Source organism: Streptomyces umbrinus (assembly GCF_030817415.1).
GTDB classification, from domain to species: Bacteria; Actinomycetota; Actinomycetes; order Streptomycetales; family Streptomycetaceae; genus Streptomyces; species Streptomyces umbrinus_A.
On record NZ_JAUSZI010000002.1, the window covers coordinates 6,912,651 to 6,936,077 of the forward strand.

Genomic DNA, 23,427 nt, shown 5'->3' on the forward strand with positions numbered 1-23,427 from the left:
ACTGAGCATGGGACTCGAAGAAAAGCTGCCGAGCGGCTTCCTGCTGACCACCGTCGAGCAGGCCGCGGGATGGGTACGCAAGTCGTCCGTCTTCCCCGCCACCTTCGGCCTCGCCTGCTGCGCCATCGAGATGATGACGACGGGCGCGGGCCGCTACGACCTGGCGCGCTTCGGCATGGAGGTCTTCCGCGGCTCGCCGCGCCAGGCCGACCTGATGATCGTCGCCGGACGCGTCAGCCAGAAGATGGCGCCGGTCCTGAGGCAGGTCTACGACCAGATGCCGAACCCCAAGTGGGTGATCTCCATGGGGGTTTGCGCCTCGTCGGGCGGCATGTTCAACAACTACGCGATCGTGCAGGGCGTCGACCACATCGTCCCTGTCGACATCTATCTGCCCGGCTGTCCGCCACGGCCCGAGATGCTGGTGGACGCGATTCTCAAGCTCCACCAGAAGATCCAGTCCTCGAAGCTCGGCGTGAACGCCGAGGAGGCGGCCCGCGAGGCGGAGGAAGCGGCGCTCAAGGCGCTCCCCACCATCGAGATGAAGGGCCTGCTGCGGTGAGCGACGCGAACGGCAACGGGGTGAACCCCGAGAAGGACCTCGGCGCCTCCAACCTCCCGGGCCAGCGAGGCGACGGCGGTGAGGAGATCCGCGTCCAGCGCGGCATGTTCGGCGCCAACAACGGCGGGGACACCTCCGGCTACGGCGGTCTGGTCCGCTCGATCCGGCTGCCGGGACCGGCCACCCGCCCGTACGGCGGCTGGTTCGACGAGGTCGCCGACGAATTCGAAGGTGCCCTGGAGGAACAGGGTCTCGTCCCCGAGAACGCGATCGAGAAGACGATCGTGGACCGCGACGAGATGACCTTCCACATCGACCGCGAGCACCTGCTCCAGGTCGCCCAGACCCTGCGCGACGACCCGGCCCTGCGCTTCGAGCTCTGCACCGGAGTGAGCGGAGTCCACTACCCGCAGGACAAGGGCCGCGAGCTGCACGCCGTCTACCACCTGCGCTCGATCACCCACAACCGGCTGATCCGCCTGGAAGTCAGCGCCCCGGACAGCGAGCCGCGCATCCCGTCCCTGGTCACGGTCTATCCGACGAACGACTGGCACGAGCGCGAGACGTACGACTTCTTCGGCATCGTCTTCGAGGGCCACCCGGCACTCACGCGGATCATGATGCCGGACGACTGGCAGGGCTTTCCGCAGCGCAAGGACTATCCCCTCGGCGGCATCCCCGTCGAGTACAAGGGCGCCCAGATCCCGGCTCCGGACCAGCGGAGGTCGTACTCATGAGCACGTCGCACGCATCTGCCCGCGAGACGACCGAGGGCACCGTATACACGGTCACCGGCGGCGACTGGGACGAGGTCGTCCAGACCGCGGCGAAGGCCGACGACGAGCGCATCGTCGTCAACATGGGCCCCCAGCACCCGTCCACGCACGGTGTGCTCCGGCTCATCCTGGAGATCGACGGCGAGACGGTCACCGAGGCCCGCTGCGGCATCGGCTATCTGCACACCGGCATCGAGAAGAACCTCGAGTTCCGTACGTGGACACAGGGCACGACCTTCGTGACGCGCATGGACTACCTGACGTCGTTCTTCAACGAGACCGCGTACTGCCTGGCCGTCGAGAAGCTCCTCGGCATCGAGGACCAGATCCCGGACCGCGCCACCATCATCCGGGTGCTCCTGATGGAGCTGAACCGGCTCTCCTCGCACCTGGTGTGCATCGCCACCGGTGGCATGGAGCTCGGCGCCACCACGATCATGATCTACGGCTTCCGTGACCGTGAACTCATCCTCGACATCTACGAGCTGATCACCGGCCTGCGCATGAACCACGCGTACATCCGGCCCGGCGGCCTCGCCCAGGACCTGCCCCCGGGTGCGGTGGACCAGATCCGCGAGTTCGTGAAGAAGATGCAGAAGAACCTTCCCGAGTACGACAAGCTCGCCACCGGGAACCCCATCTTCAAGGCCCGTATGCAGGGCATCGGCCATCTCGACCTGGCCGGCTGCATGGCCCTCGGCGCCACGGGCCCGATCCTCCGCTCGGCCGGCCTGCCGCACGACCTGCGCAAGGCGCAGCCGTACTGCGGCTACGAGACGTACGACTTCGACGTACCGACCACGGACACGTGCGACGCGTACGGGCGCTTCCTGATCCGGCTTGAGGAGATGCGCCAGTCGCTGCGGATCGTCGAGCAGTGCCTGGACCGGCTGCAGCCCGGCCCGGTCATGGTCACCGACAAGAAGATCGCCTGGCCCGCCCAGCTCGCGCTCGGCCCCGACGGACTCGGCAACTCGCTCGACCACATCAAGAAGATCATGGGCACCTCCATGGAGGCCCTGATCCACCACTTCAAGCTGGTGACCGAGGGGTTCCGCGTGCCGCCGGGACAGGCGTACGCGGCCGTCGAGTCGCCGAAGGGCGAACTCGGGGTGCACGTCGTGTCCGACGGAGGCACCCGCCCCTACCGGGTCCACTACCGGGACCCGTCCTTCACCAATCTGCAGGCCATGGCGGCGATGTGCGAGGGCGGCCAGATCGCCGACGTCATCGTCGCCGTCGCGTCCATCGACCCCGTGATGGGAGGCGTCGACCGGTGACCACGACCCCCGAGGGCGTCAGCCTGGGCATGCCCCAACTGCCCGCGCCCGACTACCCGGACGACGTTCGAGCCAGGCTGGAGGCGGACGCGCGCGAGGTCATCGCCCGCTACCCGGACTCCCGGTCCGCCCTCCTGCCGTTGCTGCATCTCGTGCAGTCGGAGGAGGGGCATGTCACGCGCACCGGGCAGCGGTTCTGCGCGGAGATGCTGGACCTGACCACGGCCGAGGTCACCGCCGTCGCGACCTTCTACTCGATGTACCGGCGCAAGCCGAGCGGTGACTACCAGGTGGGCGTCTGCACCAACACCCTGTGCGCGGTCATGGGCGGCGACGCGATCTTCGAGTCGCTGCAGGACCACCTCGGCGTCGGCAACGGCGAGACCACCGACGACGGCCTGGTCACCCTGGAGCACATCGAGTGCAACGCGGCCTGCGACTTCGCGCCGGTCGTGATGGTCAACTGGGAGTTCTTCGACAACCAGACCGTGGCGAGCGCGAAGCGCCTGGTCGACGACCTGCGCGCGGGAACACAGGTCGAGCCGACGCGCGGTGCCCCCCTGTGCACGTTCAAGGACACCGCCCGCATCCTGGCGGGCTTCCCCGACGAGCGCGAGGGCGCGGTCGAGGCGAGCGGCGGCGCGGGCCCCGCCTCGCTGATCGGCCTCCGGCTGGCCAAGGGGGAGACGGGCCCCGCGCGCGTGGTGCACCCGCGAGGGTCCGGTGCTCCCCAGGACGAGCCGCCGCACGACCCGTCCCCGTCCGAGCATCTCAGTTCGCACGACGCACCGCAGGACACGTCGGCCTCCGACCCGTCCCACCCGGCCGGGCCCACTGCCGAGGAGGGGGAGTGATGACCTTGTCCACTCAATACGGGGGCACCTCCCAGCCCGAGGCTGGGGGAGAGACGAGCCCCGAGAAGCTGCTCTCACCGGTGCTGTCCGCCTTCTGGGACGAGGACAAGTCCTGGTCGCTGGACGTGTACCGCAGGCACGACGGGTACGAGGGCCTGCGCAAGGCGCTCGCGATGTCACCGGACGACCTGATCGCGTATGTGAAGGACTCCGGTCTGCGTGGCCGCGGCGGCGCGGGATTCCCCACCGGAATGAAGTGGCAGTTCATTCCCCAGGGTGATGGAAAGCCTCACTATCTAGTTGTCAACGCCGACGAATCAGAGCCGGGCACTTGTAAGGACATCCCGCTTCTCTTCGCGAACCCGCACAGCCTCATTGAGGGCATTGTCATCGCCTGTTATGCGATCCGGTCGTCGCATGCCTTCATTTATCTGCGTGGTGAAGTCGTCCCCGTGCTCAGGCGGTTGCACGAGGCCGTACGCGAGGCCTACGCGGCGGGCTACCTGGGTGAGAACATCCTGGGCAGCGGACTCGATCTCCAGCTCACCGTGCACGCGGGCGCGGGCGCGTACATCTGCGGTGAGGAGACCGCGCTGCTCGACTCGCTCGAAGGCCGCCGTGGACAGCCGCGACTTCGTCCCCCTTTCCCTGCCGTCGCGGGCCTCTATGCCTGTCCGACTGTTGTGAACAACGTCGAGTCCATCGCGTCGGTTCCCGCGATTCTCCACAAGGGCAAAGAATGGTTCCGGTCGATGGGAAGCGAGAAGTCCCCTGGCTTCACGCTCTACTCCCTCAGCGGCCATGTCACCAGCCCCGGCCAGTACGAGGCCCCGCTCGGCATCACACTCCGTCAGCTCCTCGACATGAGCGGCGGCATCCGGAAGGGGCACCGCCTCAAGTTCTGGACGCCGGGCGGCTCCTCGACCCCGATGTTCACCGACGAGCACCTCGACGTCCCTCTTGACTACGAAGGAGTGGGCGCCGCGGGTTCCATGCTCGGCACAAAGGCACTCCAGTGCTTCGACGAGACGACCTGCGTCGTCCGTGCCGTCACGCGGTGGACCGAGTTCTACGCCCACGAGTCCTGCGGCAAGTGCACACCCTGCCGCGAAGGGACGTACTGGCTCGTGCAGTTGCTGCGCGACATCGAGGCCGGCAAGGGCGTCATGTCCGACCTCGACAAGCTGAACGACATCGCCGACAACATCAACGGCAAGTCCTTCTGCGCCCTCGGCGACGGCGCCGCCTCGCCGATCTTCTCCTCGCTCAAGTACTTCCGCGCGGAGTACGAGGAGCACATCACCGGCCGGGGCTGCCCCTTCGACCCCGCCAAGTCGACGGCCTGGGCCGACAAGGAAAAGCACACGGAGGTGAACGCATGACGGTAACCACGAGCGCTCCCTCCGGAGGCGGGGAGGCTGCGATTCCGCCGGAGGATCTCGTCTCGCTGACCATCGACGGCGTCGAGATCAGCGTGCCCAAGGGCACCCTGGTCATCCGCGCGGCCGAACAGCTCGGCATCGAGATCCCCCGCTTCTGCGACCATCCGCTCCTCGACCCGGCCGGCGCCTGCCGTCAGTGCATCGTCGAGGTCGAGGGCCAGCGCAAGCCCATGGCGTCCTGCACGATCACCTGCACGGACGGGATGGTCGTCAAGACCCATCTCACCTCTCCTGTCGCCGAGAAGGCCCAGAAGGGTGTGATGGAGCTCCTGCTCATCAACCACCCGCTGGACTGCCCGGTCTGCGACAAGGGCGGCGAGTGCCCCCTGCAGAACCAGGCCATGTCGCACGGCCACTCCGAGTCCCGCTTCGAGGGCAAGAAGCGCACGTACGAGAAGCCCGTGCCGATCTCCACACAGGTGCTGCTCGACCGCGAACGCTGCGTGCTGTGCGCCCGCTGCACCCGGTTCTCCAACCAGATCGCGGGCGACCCGATGATCGAGATGGTCGAGCGGGGCGCGCTCCAGCAGATCGGCACCGGCGAGGGCGACCCCTTCGAGTCGTACTTCTCCGGGAACACGATCCAGATCTGCCCGGTCGGCGCGCTGACCTCGGCGGCGTACCGCTTCCGCTCCCGGCCGTTCGACCTCGTCTCGTCGCACTCGGTGTGCGAGCACTGCGCCGGCGGCTGCGCTACCCGCACCGACCACCGGCGCGGCAAGGTCATGCGGCGCCTCGCCTCCCCGGACCCGGAGGTCAACGAGGAGTGGCTCTGCGACAAGGGGCGGTTCGGCTTCCGCTACGCCCAGCAGCGGGACCGGCTTCAGACCCCCCTGGTGCGCGGCGAGTCCGGTGAGCTGGAGCCCGCTTCCTGGCCGGAGGCCCTGGAGGCCGCGGCCCAGGGGCTGCTTGCCGCCCGCTCCCGGGCCGGTGTCCTCACCGGCGGCCGGCTGACCGTCGAGGACGCCTACGCGTACAGCAAGTTCGCGCGCGTGGCCCTCGACACGAACGACATCGACTTCCGCGCGCGCGTGCACAGCGGCGAGGAGGCCGACTTCCTGGCAGCCCGGGTCGCAGGCCGCGGACGCGACCTCGACGGTACGGGCGTCACGTACACCGCACTGGAGAAGGCACCCGCCGTCCTGCTTGCCGGATTCGAGTCCGAGGAGGAGGCGCCCGGTGTCTTCCTGAGGTTGCGCAAGGCCTGGCGGGGACACGGGCAGAAGACCTTCTCGCTGGCCACGCACGCGACCCGCGGCCTGGAGAAGGCGGGCGGCACGCTGCTGCCGGCCGCGCCCGGCACCGAGACCGAGTGGCTGGATGCGCTCGCCTCTGGGGCCGGCCTGGAGGGCGACGGGGCGAGGGCCGCCGAGGCGCTGCGCACCGAGGGCGCCGTGATCGTCGTCGGCGAGCGGCTGGCCGCCGTGGCGGGCGGGCTCACCGCCGCCGTACGGGCCTCCACCGCGACCGGCGCCCGGCTGGTGTGGATCCCGCGCCGGGCCGGGGAGCGCGGCGCGATCGAGGCGGGGGCGCTGCCCTCGCTGCTGCCCGGCGGACGCCCGGCCACCGACCCGCGCGCGCGGGACGAGGTCACGTTGGCCTGGGGAATCGCCGCGCTGCCGCACCGCCACGGCCGCGACACCGGACAGATCGTCGAGGCGGCCGCGACCGGGGAGCTCTCCGCGCTCGTCGTCGCGGGCGTCGAGGTCGCCGATCTCCCCGACCCGCCGCGCGCGCGTGAAGCACTTTCCGCGGTGGGCTTCCTGGTGTCGCTCGAACTGCGCCCCAGTGAGGTCACCGGGCTCGCGGACGTCGTCTTCCCGGTGGCCGCGGTCGCCGAGAAGGCGGGCACCTTCCTCAACTGGGAAGGCCGCGCACGCCTCTTCGAGTCCGCGCTCAAGCCCGAGCAGCTGACCCGCCGGGTGTCGCCCACCGACGGGCGCGTCCTGCAGATGCTGGCCGACGCCATGGACGTACATCTGGGGCTGCCCGACCTGCGCACCGCGCGTGTGGAGCTGGACCGGCTCGGCACCTGGGACGGGGCGCGGGCCACCGAACCCGTGGAGACCGCGGCCGTGCTGCCGCGGCCCGCCGCGGGGGAGGCCGTGCTCGCCGGACACCGGCTGCTGCTCGACCAGGGCCGTCTCCAGGAGGGCGACGAGGCACTCGCCGGGACGCGGCACGCCGCACACGCGCGCGTGTCGGCCGCCACGGCCGCCGAGGCGGGCGTCAAGAACGGCGACCTGCTCGCCGTGACCGGCCCCTCCGGAGTGGTCGAACTCCCGCTGCAGATCACGGAGATGCCCGACCGCGTGGTCTGGCTCCCGCTGAACTCCGCCGGGGGAGGCGTCGCCTCGGACACGGGCGCGCTGCCCGGCGCACTCGTCCGCATCGGCCCGGCGACGCTCGCCGCCGAGACCCCCAAGGAGGTGGAGGCATGACCGGAAACCTCGCCGCGCCCGTGTACCTGGCCGCGGAGGACCTCTCCATGTTCGGCCGCGACCCCTGGTGGCTCGTCGTCATCAAGGCGGTCTTCTGCTTCGCCTTCCTGATGATCACCGTGCTGTTCTCCATCGTGTGGGAGCGCAAGGTCGTCGCCTGGATGCAGCTGCGCATCGGCCCCAACCGGCACGGCCCCTGGGGCATGCTCCAGTCGCTCGCCGACGGCATCAAGCTGATGCTCAAGGAAGACCTGATCGTCAAGCGCGCGGACAAGGTCGTCTACATCCTCGCGCCGATCGTGGCCGCGATCCCGGCCTTCATGGCGATCGCCGTGATCCCCTTCGGGCCGGCCGACAACCAGATCTCGATCTTCGGCCAGCGCACCACGATGCAGCTCACCGACCTCCCGATCGCGATGCTCTACATCCTCGCGGTCGCCTCGGTGGGCATCTACGGGATCGTGCTCGCGGGCTGGTCCTCCGGGTCGACGTATCCGCTCCTCGGCGGACTGCGCTCCTGCGCGCAGATGATCTCGTACGAGATCGCCATGGGCGCCGCGTTCGCGTCGGTGTTCCTGTACTCCGGCTCGATGTCGACCTCGGAGATCGTCGCCCAGCAGCAGGACCGCTGGTACATCATCCTGCTGCCGGTGTCGTTCCTGATCTACATCGTGACGATGGTCGGCGAGACCAACCGCGCCCCCTTCGACATGCCGGAGTCCGAGGGCGACCTGGTCGGCGGCTTCAACACCGAGTACTCGTCCATCAAGTTCGCGCTGTTCATGCTCGCCGAGTACGTGAACATGGTGACCGTCTCGGCGGTCTCCGTGACGCTCTTCCTGGGCGGCTGGCGGGCCCCCTGGCCGGTCAGCACCTTCTGGGAGGGCGCGAACCACGGCTGGTGGCCGATGCTCTGGTTCGTCATCAAGGTGCAACTGCTGCTGTTCTTCTTCATCTGGCTGCGCGGCACGCTGCCCCGCGTCCGCTACGACCAGCTGATGAAGCTCGGCTGGAAGGTCCTCATCCCGGTCTCCGTGGTCTGGCTGATGTGCGTCGCGACCGTACGGACCCTGCGGAACGAGAACTACGACTTCGCCGACATCGCCCTGTACGTGGCGGGCGCGGTCCTTGTCCTGCTGTTGCTGTCCTTCATCGCCGACATGTACCGCGACCGGAAGGACGCCCAGGAGACGCCGGACGAACCCGTCGCCTTCGACCCGATGGCGGGCGGATTCCCCGTACCGCCGCTTCCCGGACAGGAGCTGCCGCCGGTGCCCCGGCGACGTCCGCGCCGGGAGCGGGAGTTGATTGTCAGTGGTGGCGTGAATACTGACAGTGACGGAATCGATGGACCTCGTGACGGAAAGGAGGCGTCCGATGGCTGATGAGCAGAAGGAGACCAAACCCGGTTTCCAGAACCCCGTCGCAGGCTTCGGCGTGACCTTCAAGGCCATGTTCAAGAAGCGGCTGACCGAGCAGTATCCGGAGCAGCCGAAGACCACCGCCCCGCGGTTCCACGGCCGGCACCAGCTCAACCGCCATCCGGACGGCCTGGAGAAGTGCATCGGCTGCGAGCTGTGCGCCTGGGCCTGTCCCGCGGACGCCATCTATGTGGAGGGCGCGGAGAACACCGAGGAGGAGCGCTACTCCCCGGGCGAGCGGTACGGCCGCGTCTACCAGATCAACTACGCCCGCTGCATCCTGTGCGGCCTGTGCATCGAGGCGTGCCCCACGCGCGCGCTGACGATGACGAACGAGTTCGAGCTGGCCGACAGCAGCCGCGCCAACCTCATCTACACGAAGGAGCAGCTGCTCGCCGGTCTGGAGGAGGGCATGGTCGAGTCACCGCACTCGATCTTCCCGGGCATGGACGAGGGCGACTACTACCGGGGCCTGGTCACGGAGGCCGCGCCCGGCACGGTGCCCCAGGTGGCTGTCTCCAAGGGAGAGAAGCCCGAGGAAGAGGGGGCGGACGCATGAGCGCGCAACTCGCCGCCCACGCCACCTCCCTCGCGGCCTACTCGACGTCCACCGGCGAGGCCTTCCAGTTCTGGATCCTCGGCACCGTCGCCGTCATCGGCGCCCTGTGCACCGTCTTCATGAAGAAGGCCGTGCACAGCGCGCTCTGCCTCGCCGGGACCATGATCATCCTGGCGGTGTTCTACCTCGCCAACGGCGCGTACTTCCTGGGCATCGTCCAGGTCGTCGTCTACACCGGCGCGATCATGATGCTGTTCCTCTTCGTGGTCATGCTCGTCGGTGTCACCGCGGCGGACTCCCTGAAGGAGACCATCAAGGGCCAGCGCTGGCTGGCCCTCCTGTGCGGCCTCGGCTTCGGAATCCTGCTCTGCGCGGGCATCGGCAACGCCTCGCTGTCGGAGTTCAACGGCCTGACCCAGGCCAACTCCGGTGGCAACGTGGAGGGTCTGGCGGCCCTCATCTTCACGAAGTACGTCTTCGCCTTCGAGATCACCGGCGCCCTGCTCATCACGGCCGCCGTCGGCGCCATGGTGCTCACCCACCGCGAGCGCACCGAGCGGGCCAAGACCCAGCGCGAACTGGCCGGTGAGCGTGTTCGGGCGAACAAGCAGCTCCCGCCGCTGCCCGCCCCCGGCGTCTACGCCCGGCACAACGCGGTGGACATCGCCGGTCTCCTGCCGGACGGCACCCCGTCCGAGCTCACGGTCATCAAGACACTGCGTGACCGCGGCCAGATCCGCGATGTGTCGGACGAGGCGATCAAGGACCTCAAGGCGTTGGAGCAGCGCTCCGAGGAGCGGCTCGGCCGCGAAGAGCGGGAAGAGGAGGCCGCGAAGTGAACCCCGTCAACTACCTCTACCTCGCCGCCCTGTTGTTCACGATCGGCGCCACCGGCGTCCTGATCAGGCGCAACGCGATCGTGGTGTTCATGTGCATCGAGCTGATGCTCAACGCCTGCAACCTCGCGTTCGTCGCCTTCTCCCGGATGCACGGCAATCTCGACGGCCAGATCATCGCCTTCTTCACGATGGTCGTCGCCGCCGCGGAGGTCGTGGTCGGGCTCGCGATCATCGTGTCGCTGTTCCGTTCCCGCCACTCGGCCTCGGTCGACGACGCCAGCCTGATGAAGCTGTAAGGGGTCGCTGAATCGTGGAGAACCTGATTGCGCTGCTTGTGGCGGCGCCTCTGCTCGGAGCGGCCGTACTGCTGTGCGGCGGCCGGCGGCTGGACGCCGTCGGCCACTGGATCGGTACGGCTCTCTCGTCCGTCTCCTTCGTGATCGGCGCGATCCTCTTCGCCGACATGCTGGGGAAGGACGCCGAACACCGGGCCATGGGCCAGCACCTGTTCAGTTGGATCCCCGTAGAGGGCTTCCAGGCGGACGTGGCCTTCCAGCTCGACCAGTTGTCGATGACGTTCGTGCTGCTGATCACGGGCGTCGGCTCGCTGATCCACCTGTACTCGATCGGGTACATGGAGCACGACGAGCGGCGCCGCCGCTTCTTCGGCTATCTGAACCTGTTCCTCGCGGCGATGCTGCTGCTCGTCCTCGCGGACAACTACCTGCTGCTGTACGTCGGCTGGGAGGGCGTCGGCCTCGCCTCGTACCTCCTGATCGGCTTCTGGCAGCACAAGCCCAGCGCCGCCACCGCCGCGAAGAAGGCCTTTCTGGTCAACCGCGTCGGCGACATGGGCCTGTCGATCGCGATCATGCTGATGTTCACCACCTTCGGGACCTTCGCCTTCGGGCCGGTCCTGGAGGCCACCGGTGAGACCGGCGAGGGCAAGCTGACCGCCATCGCCCTGATGCTGCTGCTCGCCGCCTGCGGCAAGTCCGCCCAGGTACCGCTGCAGTCCTGGCTCGGGGACGCGATGGAGGGCCCGACCCCGGTCTCGGCCCTCATCCACGCCGCGACCATGGTGACCGCGGGCGTGTACCTGATCGTCCGCTCCGCCGACATCTTCAACGCCGCGCCGGACGCCCAGCTCGTGACCACCGTGGTCGGAGCGGTCACGCTCCTCTTCGGTGCGATCGTCGGTTGCGCCAAGGACGACATCAAGAAGGCGCTCGCCGGTTCGACCATGTCGCAGATCGGCTACATGATCCTCGCGGCGGGTCTCGGCCCCATCGGCTACGTCTTCGCGATCATGCACCTGGTGACGCACGGCTTCTTCAAGGCCGGGCTCTTCCTCGGCGCCGGTTCGGTCATGCACGGCATGAACGACGAGGTCGACATGAGGAAGTACGGCGGTCTCAGGAAGTACATGCCGGTCACCTTCGTGACGTTCGGCCTCGGTTACCTGGCCATCATCGGCTTCCCGGGTCTGTCCGGCTTCTTCTCCAAGGACAAGATCATCGAGGCGGCCTTCGCCAAGGGCGGCACCGAGGGCTGGATCCTCGGCAGCGTGGCCCTGCTCGGCGCGGCCATCACCGCGTACTACATGACGCGCGTGATGCTGATGACCTTCTTCGGGGATAAGCGCTGGCAGCCGGACGAGAACGGCCACGAGCCGCACCCGCACGAGTCCCCCAGGTCCATGACGATCCCGATGATCGTGCTGGCCTTCGGATCGGTCTTCGCGGGCGGGTTCTTCAGCATCGGCGACCGCTTCGTGCACTGGCTGGAGCCCGTCACCGAGCACGCACACGGCAACCCGCCGGTCAGCGCGACGACGGTCACGCTCGCCACCATGGTCGTGCTCGTCATCGGTGTCGCTCTCGCCTACGTCCAGTACGGGCGCCGTCCCGTCCCGGTGGTCGCCCCGCGCGGCTCCCTGCTCACCCGGGCCGCCCGGCGCGACCTCCTCCAGGACGACTTCAACCACGTCGTCCTCGTACGCGGCGGAGAGCACCTCACGCGCTCCCTGGTGTACGTCGACCACACCCTGGTCGACGGGGTCGTGAACGGCACGGCGGCCTCGATGGGCGGCCTCTCCGGACGGCTCCGCAAGCTGCAGAACGGCTATGCGCGGTCGTACGCGGTCTCCATGTTCGGCGGTGCTGCGATCCTCATCGCCGCGACCCTGCTGATGAGGGCGGTCTGATACCGATGTCCTTTCCTCTGCTGACAGCGACGGCGGTGCTCCCGGCGATCGGGGCCATCGCCACGGCCGCCGTGCCGGCCGCGCGCCGCACCGCCGCCAAGTGGCTGGCGCTGATCGTCTCGCTCGCCACCCTGGTACTCGCCCTGGTCGTCCTGATCCGCTTCGACCCCGACGGCGACCGCTACCAGCTCACCGAATCGCACGCCTGGATCGCGGACTTCGGGGTGCGGTACGAACTGGGCGTGGACGGCATCGGAGTGGCGCTCGTCGCGCTGACCGCACTGCTGATCCCGTTCGTGATCCTCGCGGGCTGGCACGACGCCGACCCGCTGGAGACCAACAGCAGCCGCTGGCGGCCGACCCAGGGCTTCTTCGCCCTGATCCTCGCCGTCGAGGCGATGGTGATCATCTCCTTCGAGGCCACCGACGTCTTCCTCTTCTACATCTTCTTCGAAGCCATGCTCATCCCGATGTACTTCCTCATCGGCGGCTTCGGAGACCGTGCCCACGCGGGCTCGGACGAACACGCGGCGGCCCAGCGCTCGTACGCCGCGGTGAAGTTCCTCCTCTACAACCTGGTCGGCGGCCTGATCATGCTGGCCGCCGTGATCGGTCTCTACGTAGTGGCGGGAAACTTCTCGCTCCAGGAGATCGCCGAGGCCCGGGCCAACGGCACGCTGGACATGGCGACCAACACGGAGCGATGGCTCTTCCTGGGCTTCTTCTTCGCCTTCGCGGTGAAGGCGCCCCTGTGGCCGCTGCACACCTGGCTGCCCAACGCCATGGGTGAGGCCACCGCCCCGGTCGCCGTCCTCATCACGGCGGTGGTCGACAAGGTCGGCACCTTCGCGATGCTCCGCTTCTGCCTCCAGCTCTTCCCGGAGGCCTCGAAGTGGGCGACGCCGGTCATCCTCGTACTCGCCCTGATCAGCATCATCTACGGGGCGTTGCTCGCGGTCGGCCAGCGCGACATCAAGCGGCTGGTGGCGTACGCGTCGATCTCCCACTTCGGGTTCATCATCATGGGCATCTTCGCCATGACGAGCCAGGGGCAGTCGGGCGCGACGCTCTACATGGTCAACCACGGGATCTCGACCGCCGCGCTGATGCTGGTGGCCGGCTTCCTGATCTCGCGGCGCGGCTCGCGCCTGATCGCCGACTACGGAGGGGTGCAGAAAGTCGCGCCGGTGCTCGCCGGCACGTTCCTGATCGGCAGCCTCGCGACGCTGTCCCTGCCGGGGCTCGCGCCGTTCGTGAGTGAGTTCCTGGTCCTGGTCGGCACGTTCACGCGCTATCCGGCCATCGGGATCATCGCCACCTTCGGCATCGTCCTCGCCGCGCTCTACACGCTCGTGCTCTACCAGCGGACGATGACCGGCCCGGTGAAGCCCGAGGTCTCCGCGATGCCCGACCTCCGGGTGCGGGAACTCGTGGTGGTCGCCCCGCTGATCGCCCTGCTGATCTTCCTCGGCGTCTACCCGAAGCCGATCACCGACATCGTCAACCCGGCGGTCAAGCAGACCATGTCCGACGTACAGAAGAAGGACCCCCAGCCCGAGGTGGAGGCGGCCCCGTGAGCGCTACAGCCGTCCACAGCCTGTGGACAATGGCGGCCGACCCGATCGACAAGATCGACGCGCCGAAGATCGAATACGGGCAATTGTCGCCCACCCTGATCGTCATCGGTGCGGCGATCATCGGGATCCTGGTCGAGGCCTTCGTGCCACGGAAGTCCCGCTACTACGTCCAGCTGTTCGTGTCCGTCGTCGCCCTCGCCGCCGCCTTCGCCGCGGTCGTCGGGCTCGCGGCGGGCGGGTACGGCACCACCAAGGCCGGTATCGCCGCGATGGGCGCCATCGCGGTCGACGGGCCCGCGCTGTTCCTGCAGGGCACGATCCTGCTGGCCGGTGTGCTAGGTGTGTTCACGTTCGCCGAGCGGCGTCTCGACCCGGTGGCCCACGGCAACCGCGTCGACTCCTTCGCCGCGCAGGCCGCGTCCGTGCCGGGCAGCGACAGCGAGCAGGCCGCGGTCAAGGCCGGGTTCGCCACGACCGAGGTGTTCCCGCTGCTGCTCTTCGCGATCGGCGGCATGCTCGTCTTCCCGTCGGCGAACGACCTGCTGACGCTGTTCATCGCCCTGGAAGTCTTCTCGCTGCCGCTCTACCTCCTGTGCGCCGTGGCCCGCCGCAAGCGGATCATGTCGCAGGAGGCCGCGGTCAAGTACTTCCTGCTCGGCGCCTTCGCCTCCGCGTTCACCCTCTTCGGCATCGCCCTCCTGTACGGCTACGCCGGTTCGGTGTCGTACGCGACGATCGCGCAGGTCGTCGACGGCACCATCGGGACGGTGAACCCGGCACTCGCCGACACCATGGGCAACGACGCGCTGCTGCTCATCGGCGCCGCGATGGTCGTGATGGGCCTGCTCTTCAAGGTCGGCGCCGTGCCGTTCCACATGTGGACCCCGGACGTCTACCAGGGCGCGCCGACCCCGGTCACCGGCTTCATGGCCGCCGCGACCAAGGTGGCCGCCTTCGGCGCGCTGCTGCGGCTGCTGTACGTCGTGCTGCCGGGCCTGCGCTGGGACTGGCGGCCGGTGATGATGGGCGTCGCGGTCGTCACCATGCTGGGCGGTGCGATCGTCGCGATCACCCAGACCGACATCAAGCGGCTCCTCGCGTACTCGTCGATCGCGCACGCGGGATTCATCCTCGCGGGTGTCATCGCGACCACGCCGGACGGTGTCTCGTCGGTGCTCTTCTACCTGGGCGCGTACTCGTTCGTGACGATCGGCGCGTTCGCGGTGGTCACCCTCGTGCGGGACGCGGGCGGCGAGGCCACGCACCTGTCCAAGTGGGCCGGTCTCGGACGCAGGTCACCTCTGGTGGCCGCCGTGTTCGCGGTCTTCCTGCTGGCCTTCGCGGGCATCCCGCTGACCTCCGGTTTCGCCGGGAAGTTCGCCGTGTTCAAGGCGGCGGCCGAGGGCGGCGCGGGCGCGCTCGTCGTGGTCGGTGTGATCTCGTCGGCCATCGCGGCGTTCTTCTACATCCGCGTGATCGTGCTGATGTTCTTCAGCGAGCCGCGTCCGGAGGGACCGACGGTCGCCGTGCCGTCGCCGCTCACGATGACGGCGATCGGGGTGGGCGTGGCGGTCACGCTGGTTCTGGGTGTGGCGCCGCAGTACTTCCTTGATCTGGCTGGTCAGGCGGGCGTCTTCGTTCGCTGACCTGGTGTTCTTCGGGCCTCGGTTCCTTTGGGAGCCGGGGCCCGAAGTGTTTTCGGGTGCGGGCCGACGGACGTATTCGACGGAACCTCGGTCGCAGCCTGTGGATAACTCTGAGGCTGTCGGTGCGGACCCCTATCGTGGGGGCAGTGGTCGAGGCACGACGTACGGGGGACGGGACGATGGGCGGGACGGGTGTGATGACAGAGGTGGCGGAGAGCGAAGCGCTCGGCACGCTCCACCGGGTCTTCGGTTACGAGGCCTTCCGAGGCGAGCAGGAAGCCGTCATCGAGCATGTGGTGAGCGGCGGGGACGCGGTCGTCCTCATGCCCACCGGCGGCGGAAAGTCGCTCTGCTACCAGATCCCGGCCCTCGTCAGACCGGGTACGGGCGTGGTGGTCTCACCCCTCATCGCCCTGATGCAGGACCAGGTGGACGCGCTGCGGGCGCTCGGCGTGCGCGCCGGGTTCATGAACTCCACGCAGGACTTCGACGAGCGGCGCACCGTCGAGGCCGAGTTCCTCGCGGGCGAGCTCGACCTGATCTACCTCGCGCCCGAGCGGCTGCGCCTGGAGTCCACGCTCGACCTCCTCAAGCGCGGAAAGATCTCCGTCTTCGCGATCGACGAGGCGCACTGTGTGTCTTCGTGGGGCCACGACTTCCGCCCCGACTACCTGTCGCTCTCGCTGCTCGGCGAGCGCTGGCCGGACGTACCGCGGATCGCGCTGACCGCGACGGCCACGGACGCCACCCACAAGGAGATCACCCAGCGCCTGGGCATGCCGGACGCCCGTCACTTCGTGGCGAGCTTCGACCGGCCCAACATCCAGTACCGGATCGTGCCGAAGGCCGACCCGAAGAAGCAGCTCCTGTCCTTCCTGAAGGAGGAGCACGCGGGCGACGCGGGCATCGTGTACTGCCTGTCGCGCAACTCGGTCGAGAAGACGGCCGAGTTCCTCGCCCGCAACGGCATCGCGGCGGTGCCGTACCACGCGGGTCTGGACTCCGGCACGCGCGCCGCCCACCAGTCGCGGTTCCTGCGCGAGGACGGCCTGGTGGTGTGCGCGACCATCGCCTTCGGCATGGGCATCGACAAGCCGGACGTCCGGTTCGTCGCCCACCTCGACCTGCCGAAGTCGGTCGAGGGCTACTACCAGGAGACCGGCCGCGCCGGCCGTGACGGACTGCCGTCCACGGCATGGATGGCCTACGGCCTGAACGACGTCATACAACAGCGCAAGATGATCCAGTCGAGCGAGGGCGACGAGGCGTTCCGGCGCCGGGCGGCGGCACATCTTGAGGCGATGCTCGCGCTGTGCGAGACCGCCCAGTGCCGGCGCGGCCAACTGCTCGCCTACTTCGGCCAGGACCCGGAGGCCCCGGCCTGTGGGAACTGCGACACGTGCCTGCTCCCGCCCGAGACCTGGGACGGCACGGTCGCGGCCCAGAAGGTGCTGTCCACCGTGGTGCGGCTGCAGCGTGAGCGGGGGCAGAAGTTCGGGGCTCTCCAGATCGTCGACATCCTGCTCGGGCGCAGGAGCGCCAAGGTCATCCAGTTCGACCACGACCAGCTGTCCGTGTTCGGCATCGGTGAGGATCTGGCAGAGGGCGAATGGCGCGGTGTCGTCCGGCAGTTGCTGGCCCAGGGGCTCCTCGCGGTCGAGGGTGAGTACGGCACGCTGGTGCTGACCGAGGCGAGCGGGACCGTGCTGCGGCGCGAGCGGGAGGTGCCGCTGCGCAAGGAGCCGCCGAAGCCGGTGGCTTCCCGGTCCTCGTCCTCCTCGTCCGGTTCCGGTCGGAGCGAGCGCAAGGCCAAGGCGGCGGCCGCAGCGGCCGAGCTTGCTCCGGAACTGCTCCCCGCCTTCGAGGCCCTGCGTGCCTGGCGTGCCGGTCAGGCCAAGGAGCAGGGCGTCCCGGCGTACGTCATCTTCCACGACGCCACGCTGCGGGAGATCGCCACGGTGTGGCCCGGCTCCGTCGCGGAGCTGGGCGGGATCAGCGGGATCGGCGAGAAAAAGCTGGTGACGTACGGGGAGGGTGTGATCGGGGTGCTCGCTGCCCTGGAGCGGCCTTCCGGATCGGGCTCCGCCCCCGGCTCAGGCTCCGGCTCCAGTTCTGACTCCGGTTTGGGCTCTGGCTCTGGGCGAGCGGAGGGTTCGGGGAGTGGCGAGGGGTCGGTCCCGGCGCCTCGGAGCGATGGCGATCCCGGGTTGTACTGGCCCGAGATGGAAGCGGAGCCTGAGCCGGAGGACTGGATATAGGTGCGGGTGCGGGTCGGTGGGGGCTGGTCGCGCAGTTCCCCGCGCCCCTGAAGAGCGGGGCTGCGCCCCGGCTCTTCAGCCTGGGTGGCGTTCGCGGGGTGCAGGGCACCGCGTGCGTGTCACAGAGCGCGTGATGCGTACGCCCTGACGTCGGCGTCGGAGTCGGTCGCGGCCGTGGCGAGGGCCTCGCGGGCCGCGGCGACGGTCGTCGCGGTGGAGGTGGGCGAAACGTCCCCGTCTGTCCCGCGCCGGCCTGTCCCGCCTTCCGAGTGTTCGCCCTGCTCGCCGAACTCGGTTGGCTGCGTATGTCGGACGAGTGCCAGGACGGCGGCCTTGCGGACGTCCGCGTTCGGGTCGGCCAGCGCCTTGGCGAGGGCCGGCACGGCCACCTCGGCGTCAGCCACGGACAGCGCGGTGGCGGCGCCGGCCCGGACCTGCCACGCGGGATCGGCCTGAGCGCGGACGGCACGTTCGGCCAGCGGCGCGGGAGCCCCCGTGCCGGCCAGCGACGCGAAGGCGGCGCCGCGGACCAGCGCGTCGGTGTCCTCCGTGAGGCGGTCGAGGGCGGCGAGCACGAGGTCGGCGGCGGTGGCGTCCGGCGCCGGACCGGCTGCCGAGCCCGACGGGACAACCAGGTTCCGGTGGCCCGCATCCGCATCCGTGGCCGCCGCGCCCGTCGTGACAGCCACGTTCCGGCGGCCCGCGTCCGCGCCCACCGTTGCCAGCGCCTTGGCCACGGTCACCCGGACCTCACGGGAGGTGTCGTCCGCCGCCCGGACCAGCGCCTCGGCCGCGTCGACGGAGACCAGGGCCCGGACCGCTTCGATACGGACGGAGATGTCAGGATCGCCCAGTGAGCGGGCGAAGAGACCGGCGTCGCCCAGCCGCAGGGCACGCAGGACGTCGAGGGCGGCGGCGCGGACCACGGGGTCGGGCTGGGCGAGGGCGTGGGTGAGCGGATCGTGCAGGGCCGGTTCCGGCGTGAGCGTCTCGACGAGTTCGCGCAACGAGGCCGCGGCGGCGGCGCGTACCGCACCGTCGGTATCGGCGAGCGCCGCTGCCAGCGCCGGACCGGTGCCGACGGGAGCGGTCTCGGTGAGCACAGCGACGGCGCAGGCGGGGCCGTTGTAGTCCTTGATCAGCGGGTTGATCTGGAAGCACTCGATGCCGGTGAGTTCGGCGCCGGCGTGGTAGGCCATGGCGTAGCCGTCACCGGCGTTGGTGGGGTTCTCGTAGGTCCCGTAGAGGTAGCCGGAGGCGGGCAGGCCGAGGCGGCCGCAGGCGCCGGTCGCGAGGATCACGCTGCCGGCGCGGACCGTCACGAACCTGCCCGTGCGGGTGTTGAAGCCGGCCGCCCCGATGGCGCGCCCGTCCTCGGGGGACGTCAGCACGCGCACCGGCATCACCCGGTTCTCGATGCGGATCCGCTCACGCATCTCACGCCGCCGCAGCTGCCGGTAGAGGACCTTCTTGACGTCCTTGCCCTCGGGCATCGGCAGCACGTACGAGCCGGACCGGTGGACCTGTCGGACCGCGTACTCGCCGTGCTCGTCCTTCTCGAACTTCACGCCGTACGACTCGAGGCGCTGGACCATCGCGAAGCCGCGGGTGGCGGTCTGGCGGACGGTGGACTGGTCGACGATGCCGTCGTTGGCGCGGGTGATCTCGGCGACGTAGTCGTCGGGCTCGGCGCGGCCGGGGATGACCGCGTTGTTGACGCCGTCCATGCCCATGGCGAGCGCGCCGGAGTGCCGGACGTGCGCCTTCTCCAGCGGCAGCACGTCGGCCCCGTGTTCGGCGGCGGTCAGCGCCGCCATGGTGCCGGCCGTGCCGCCGCCGATGACGAGGACGTCGCAGGAGAGCTCCTCGGCGTCACCGAGGTCGGGGATGGCCAGGAGAGTGTCGCCGGGTTCGCGGGTGTCCGGGCTTTCCGGGGTGTCCACCAGGGTGCCTTTCACGTGCTGAGAGAGGTGAGGACTTCGCGGCGCAGAGCCACGCGTGCGGGGTCGTCGTGCGCCGTACGGTCGCGCGGCCGTGGCACCTCGCGCAGCGCCGTGAGCCGGCCGGACCCGAGGAGCGCCACGCGGTCGCCGAGGAACAGGGCCTCGTCCACGTCGTGGGTGACGAAGACGACGGTCGCCCCTGTGCCGTGCAGCACCTCCACCAGCAGGTCCTGCATGCCGGCGCGGGTCTGGGCGTCGAGGGCGCCGAAGGGTTCGTCCATCAGGACGGCGCGCGGGCGTGGGGCGAGCGCGCGGGCCAACTGCGCGCGCTGGCGCTGGCCCCCGGAGACGCGGTGCGGCAACTGCTGTGACCGGTCGGCGAGTCCTACCCGGTCGAGCCAGGACTCGGCCTGCCTCCGGCGTTCGCCGCGCGGCAATCCCTGGACGGCCAGGGGCAGTTCGACATTGGCGCGCAGGGTGCGCCAGGGGAGCGGGGCGTCCTCCTGGAAGACCAGGGAGCGGTCCGCCGCCGGTCCTTCGATCCGTCGGCCGTCCTGCTCCACCGTCCCGGCCAGGACGGGCAGCAGCCCGGCGAGAGTGCGTAGCAGCGTCGACTTGCCGCAGCCCGAGGGGCCGACGACGGTGAGGATCTCGCCCGGGGCGACATCCAGGTCGACGTCGGCCAGCGCGGTGGCGTCCGGCCGGCCGAGCGTGGCGGCGCCGAGGGTGAGCCGGGTGCCGCGAACGGGCGCGGGTGCCCGTACCGTCGTCGTTCCGGCGGATGTCCGGGTCTCAGACGAGGTGCTCATCGCGCGCCTCCTCGGTGTGGACGGCGGTGGGGGCGGCAGCGGAACGCGGGGTGCGCTTCGGTGTCCTGGTGCGTGCCGCGGGGACGTACGACGTGCGCGGGAGCCAGCGGGTCAGCCGGCGGCCCAGGAGTTCCACGGCCGTGGAGGTGAGCCAGCCCAGCACTCCGATGGTGACCATGCCGACGAAGACGCCGGGGTAGTCGACGACCGTGTAGTCCTGCCAGGTGCGGTAACCGACGCCGTACTGGCCGGAGATCATCTCGGCGGAGATGACGCAGATCCACGAGACGCCGATGCCGACCGACAGGCCGCCGAAGATGCCGGGCAGGGCGCCCGGCAGGACGACCGAGCCGAGGATCCGCCACCGGCCGCCGCCCATGGTGCGTACGGCTTCCTCCCAGGCAGGGGTCAGCGCGCGGACCGCGTGCCGGGTGGAGACCAGGACCGGGAAGTAGGCGGCCGTGAAGGTGATGAAGACGATGCCCTGTTCGTTGGAGGGGAACAGCAGGATCGCGACGGCGACCAGGGCGATCGCCGGGATCGGGCGGACGACCTCCAGCAGTGGGCCGAGCAGATCCTCGGCGAGCCGCGAGCGGGCCACGAGCACGCCCGTGGCCACGCCCAGGACGGCCGCGAGCAGGAAGCCGGTGAGTATCCGGGTGAGGCTGTCGGTGAGGTCGGTCCAGTAGTCGGGGCCGCTCACCCGGTCGGCGAAGGCGTGGGCCACGTCGGCGACCGTGGGGAACTGCGAGAACCGCAGCCACAGATCGACGTTCAGGCTGGTCAGCAGCTGCCACAGGCCGAGGGCGGCCGCCAGTGAGGCCGCCTTCAGCGCGTACCGGATCACGACGCCCGCTCCAGTGCGCCGGCGTACGAGATGACGCGGGCGCCCGCGTGTCCGGCGGCGTACGCCTTCGCGGTCGCCGGGGCGACGAAGGGCAGCAACTCCTGACCGTCGGCCACCCATACCGCCTTGTCGGCGAACCACAGGGTGCCGGTGGTGGCGTCGGGGACGTAGGCGGCGCGGATCCCGTCCTTGTGCTTCGCGACGTAACCCAGCAGCTCGGCGGGCGACTTGAAGGTGCGGGTCTCGGCGGCGCCCTTCGGCCACACCTCGCTCGCGGCCGGTGCGGGCGTCGAGGCCAGACGGTCGGCGTAGTCCGGGCCGAGGGCCTTCCTGGCGTACTTGTCGTCGACGAAGGAGTCCACGTCCACGTCCCCGGTCAGCTTCGCCGACCTCAGGATCGAGACGTCCTCCTTCAGGGCGGAGACGAGCTTCGGTTTGATCGCCGGGTCGAAGGTGGCGATGCCGTGCGCGCCGAAAGGCCGCCCGGGCCAGGCCCGGACCGCCCCGGCCAGGCCCGGACCGTACGTACGGACCGGCCAGGTACGGGCAAGCCCGCGTACGGCACCGCCGCGCGGCCGGACGCACCGCGGGCGGACACCTACGCACCCGCGGCCGGACAGCTACGCGCCCGCCGCAACCCGCCCGCTCACCTCGCCGAGCCCCACCCGCGTGCCATGCGGCCCGGGAGCCCACGCGGTCAGCGTCACCGTGTCCCCGTCCTCCAGGAAGGTGCGCTTGCCGTCGGGGAGGTCGAGGGTGTCCCGCCCGTTCCAGGTCAGCTCCAGGAGCGAGCCCCGCTGGTCGTCCGAGGCCCCGCTCACGGTGCCCGACCCGTACAGATCGCCCGTGCGCAGCGACGCGCCGTTCACCGTCATGTGGGCCAGCTGCTGGGCGGCCGTCCAGTACATGGTCGAGAAGGGCGGCTCGGAGACGACATGGCCGTTGACGGCGACGGAGATGCGCAGGTCGTAGCCGCCGGGGTCCTCCGAGGCGTCGTCGGTGTCGTCCAGATACGGCAGCAGCGGATGCGTACGTGTCGGGGGCGAGACCCGGGCGTCGTCCAGGGCGTCGAGCGGTGTGATCCAGGCCGACACCGAGGTGGCGAAGGACTTGCCGAGGAACGGGCCGAGGGGGACGTACTCCCAGGCCTGGAGGTCGCGGGCGGACCAGTCGTTGAGGAGGCAGAGCCCGAAGACGTGGTCGCGGAAGTCGCTCAGCGGGACCGCCGTGCCCATCGCGGAGGGCGTGCCGACCACGAAGCCGACCTCCGCCTCGATGTCCAGCCGGACGGACGGCCCGAAGACCGGCGCCGGGTCGGCCGGGGCCTTGCGCTGGCCCGAGGGGCGTACGACCTCGGTCCCGGAGACCACGACGGTGCCCGACCTGCCGTGGTAACCGATCGGCAGATGCTTCCAGTTGGGGGTGAGGGAGTCCTCGGCGTCGGGGCGGAAGATCTGGCCGACGTTACGGGCGTGGTTCTCGGAGGCGTAGAAGTCGACGTAGTCGGCGACCTCGAACGGGAGGTGGAGCGTCACCTCGGAGAGCGGGTGCAGCAGGGGCGCGATCGTCTCGCGGTGGGCCGGCACCGTCACCCACGCCGTGATGGCGCGCCGCACGTCCGACCATGCCGTGCGGCCGGCCGCGAGCAGAGGGTTCAGCGAGGGACGGGCGAGCAGAGCGGCGTACGGGGAGCCGAGTTCCACGGCCGCGGCCCCCGCGTCCAGCACGTGGTCGCCCAGCCGAACGCCCACGCTCCGCCGGCCGGAGTCGCTGTCGGAGCCGTCGAGTGAGAACACGCCGTACGGAAGATTGTGCGGGCCGAAGGGATCGCCCTCGGTGACATCGAAGGGGGGCATCGGGTGCTGCCTCGCTTTCCGTGTGGGTGCAGCACACGTTACGGGGGAGTCGGCGCTCTTGGGCAGTGTCTAAAGAGTCCGCAATGTCCGATTAAGGGCGGGGTCGGAGTA

18 protein-coding genes and 1 pseudogene are annotated in these 23,427 nt (G+C 69.7%); 14 read left to right on the forward strand and 5 right to left on the reverse strand.

Annotated elements, in window-relative coordinates; translation table 11 throughout:
• Nucleotides 1-7: 7 nt before the first annotated feature.
• The 14 genes from QF035_RS30560 to recQ all read left to right on the forward strand — a co-directional run bounded on the left by QF035_RS30560 (nucleotide 8) and on the right by recQ (nucleotide 17,861).
• A complete protein-coding gene (locus QF035_RS30560; RefSeq protein ID WP_307523713.1) occupies nucleotides 8-562 on the forward strand; it encodes a NuoB/complex I 20 kDa subunit family protein in 555 nt (184 codons plus the stop codon).
• A complete protein-coding gene (locus QF035_RS30565; RefSeq protein WP_307523714.1) occupies nucleotides 559-1,299 on the forward strand; it encodes an NADH-quinone oxidoreductase subunit C in 741 nt (246 codons plus the stop codon). The genes QF035_RS30560 and QF035_RS30565 overlap by 4 nt, the downstream gene beginning before the upstream one ends.
• Nucleotides 1,296-2,618 carry an NADH-quinone oxidoreductase subunit D gene (locus tag QF035_RS30570; RefSeq protein WP_307523715.1) on the forward strand — a complete coding sequence of 441 codons (1,323 nt, stop codon included), beginning with the start codon at nucleotides 1,296-1,298 and terminating at the stop codon, nucleotides 2,616-2,618. The genes QF035_RS30565 and QF035_RS30570 overlap by 4 nt, the downstream gene beginning before the upstream one ends.
• A 29-nt stretch (nucleotides 2,619-2,647) precedes the next feature.
• Nucleotides 2,648-3,472 (forward strand): NADH-quinone oxidoreductase subunit NuoE, encoded by an 825-nt coding sequence (gene nuoE, locus QF035_RS30575; protein WP_307531546.1) that lies wholly within the window; start codon nucleotides 2,648-2,650, stop codon nucleotides 3,470-3,472.
• Entirely contained in the window at nucleotides 3,472-4,854 is a 1,383-nt protein-coding gene (nuoF, locus tag QF035_RS30580) for an NADH-quinone oxidoreductase subunit NuoF (RefSeq protein WP_307523716.1), read from the forward strand. The genes nuoE and nuoF overlap by 1 nt, the downstream gene beginning before the upstream one ends.
• Entirely contained in the window at nucleotides 4,851-7,355 is a 2,505-nt protein-coding gene (locus tag QF035_RS30585; protein ID WP_307523717.1) for an NADH-quinone oxidoreductase subunit G, read from the forward strand. The genes nuoF and QF035_RS30585 overlap by 4 nt, the downstream gene beginning before the upstream one ends.
• Entirely contained in the window at nucleotides 7,352-8,740 is a 1,389-nt protein-coding gene (nuoH, locus tag QF035_RS30590; RefSeq protein WP_307523718.1) for an NADH-quinone oxidoreductase subunit NuoH, read from the forward strand. The genes QF035_RS30585 and nuoH overlap by 4 nt, the downstream gene beginning before the upstream one ends.
• Nucleotides 8,733-9,335, forward strand: coding sequence for an NADH-quinone oxidoreductase subunit NuoI (gene nuoI / locus QF035_RS30595; protein WP_307523719.1), 603 nt, complete (start codon nucleotides 8,733-8,735; stop codon nucleotides 9,333-9,335). The genes nuoH and nuoI overlap by 8 nt, the downstream gene beginning before the upstream one ends.
• Complete coding sequence (locus tag QF035_RS30600) at nucleotides 9,332-10,174, forward strand: NADH-quinone oxidoreductase subunit J (protein ID WP_307523720.1); 843 nt, start codon at nucleotides 9,332-9,334, stop codon at nucleotides 10,172-10,174. The genes nuoI and QF035_RS30600 overlap by 4 nt, the downstream gene beginning before the upstream one ends.
• Nucleotides 10,171-10,470, forward strand: a complete 300-nt coding sequence (nuoK, locus tag QF035_RS30605; protein WP_003974374.1) for an NADH-quinone oxidoreductase subunit NuoK — start codon at nucleotides 10,171-10,173, stop codon at nucleotides 10,468-10,470. The genes QF035_RS30600 and nuoK overlap by 4 nt, the downstream gene beginning before the upstream one ends.
• Nucleotides 10,471-10,484: 14 nt before the next feature.
• Nucleotides 10,485-12,380 (forward strand): NADH-quinone oxidoreductase subunit L, encoded by a 1,896-nt coding sequence (gene nuoL / locus QF035_RS30610; RefSeq protein ID WP_307523721.1) that lies wholly within the window; start codon nucleotides 10,485-10,487, stop codon nucleotides 12,378-12,380.
• A 5-nt stretch (nucleotides 12,381-12,385) separates the two neighbouring features.
• Nucleotides 12,386-13,957, forward strand: coding sequence for an NADH-quinone oxidoreductase subunit M (locus tag QF035_RS30615; protein ID WP_307523722.1), 1,572 nt, complete (start codon nucleotides 12,386-12,388; stop codon nucleotides 13,955-13,957).
• Entirely contained in the window at nucleotides 13,954-15,603 is a 1,650-nt protein-coding gene (gene nuoN, locus QF035_RS30620) for an NADH-quinone oxidoreductase subunit NuoN (RefSeq protein WP_307523723.1), read from the forward strand. Before QF035_RS30615 ends, nuoN begins: the two co-directional genes overlap by 4 nt.
• 179 nt (nucleotides 15,604-15,782) lie before the next feature.
• Entirely contained in the window at nucleotides 15,783-17,861 is a 2,079-nt protein-coding gene (gene recQ, locus QF035_RS30625; RefSeq protein ID WP_307531548.1) for a DNA helicase RecQ, read from the forward strand.
• 119 nt (nucleotides 17,862-17,980) lie between these two features.
• Here the strand turns inward: recQ and QF035_RS30630 are convergent, their stop codons facing one another.
• The 5 genes and pseudogenes from QF035_RS30630 to fahA form a co-directional block, all read right to left on the reverse strand.
• Nucleotides 17,981-19,756 carry an FAD-binding protein gene (locus QF035_RS30630; RefSeq protein ID WP_307531549.1) on the reverse strand — a complete coding sequence of 592 codons (1,776 nt, stop codon included), beginning with the start codon at nucleotides 19,754-19,756 and terminating at the stop codon, nucleotides 17,981-17,983.
• A 59-nt stretch (nucleotides 19,757-19,815) separates the two neighbouring features.
• Complete coding sequence (locus QF035_RS30635; protein ID WP_307523724.1) at nucleotides 19,816-20,613, reverse strand: ABC transporter ATP-binding protein; 798 nt, start codon at nucleotides 20,611-20,613, stop codon at nucleotides 19,816-19,818.
• The gene (locus QF035_RS30640) at nucleotides 20,597-21,460 is read right to left on the reverse strand and encodes an ABC transporter permease (protein WP_307523725.1); all 864 of its coding nucleotides are present in this window, start codon (nucleotides 21,458-21,460) and stop codon (nucleotides 20,597-20,599) included. Before QF035_RS30640 ends, QF035_RS30635 begins: the two co-directional genes overlap by 17 nt.
• Nucleotides 21,457-21,933: pseudogene (locus tag QF035_RS30645) on the reverse strand (ABC transporter substrate-binding protein); the annotation flags it as partial. The pseudogene QF035_RS30645 and the gene QF035_RS30640, both read right to left, overlap by 4 nt.
• A 147-nt stretch (nucleotides 21,934-22,080) precedes the next feature.
• A complete protein-coding gene (gene fahA, locus QF035_RS30650) occupies nucleotides 22,081-23,316 on the reverse strand; it encodes a fumarylacetoacetase (RefSeq protein WP_307523726.1) in 1,236 nt (411 codons plus the stop codon).
• Nucleotides 23,317-23,427: the final 111 nt, after the last annotated feature.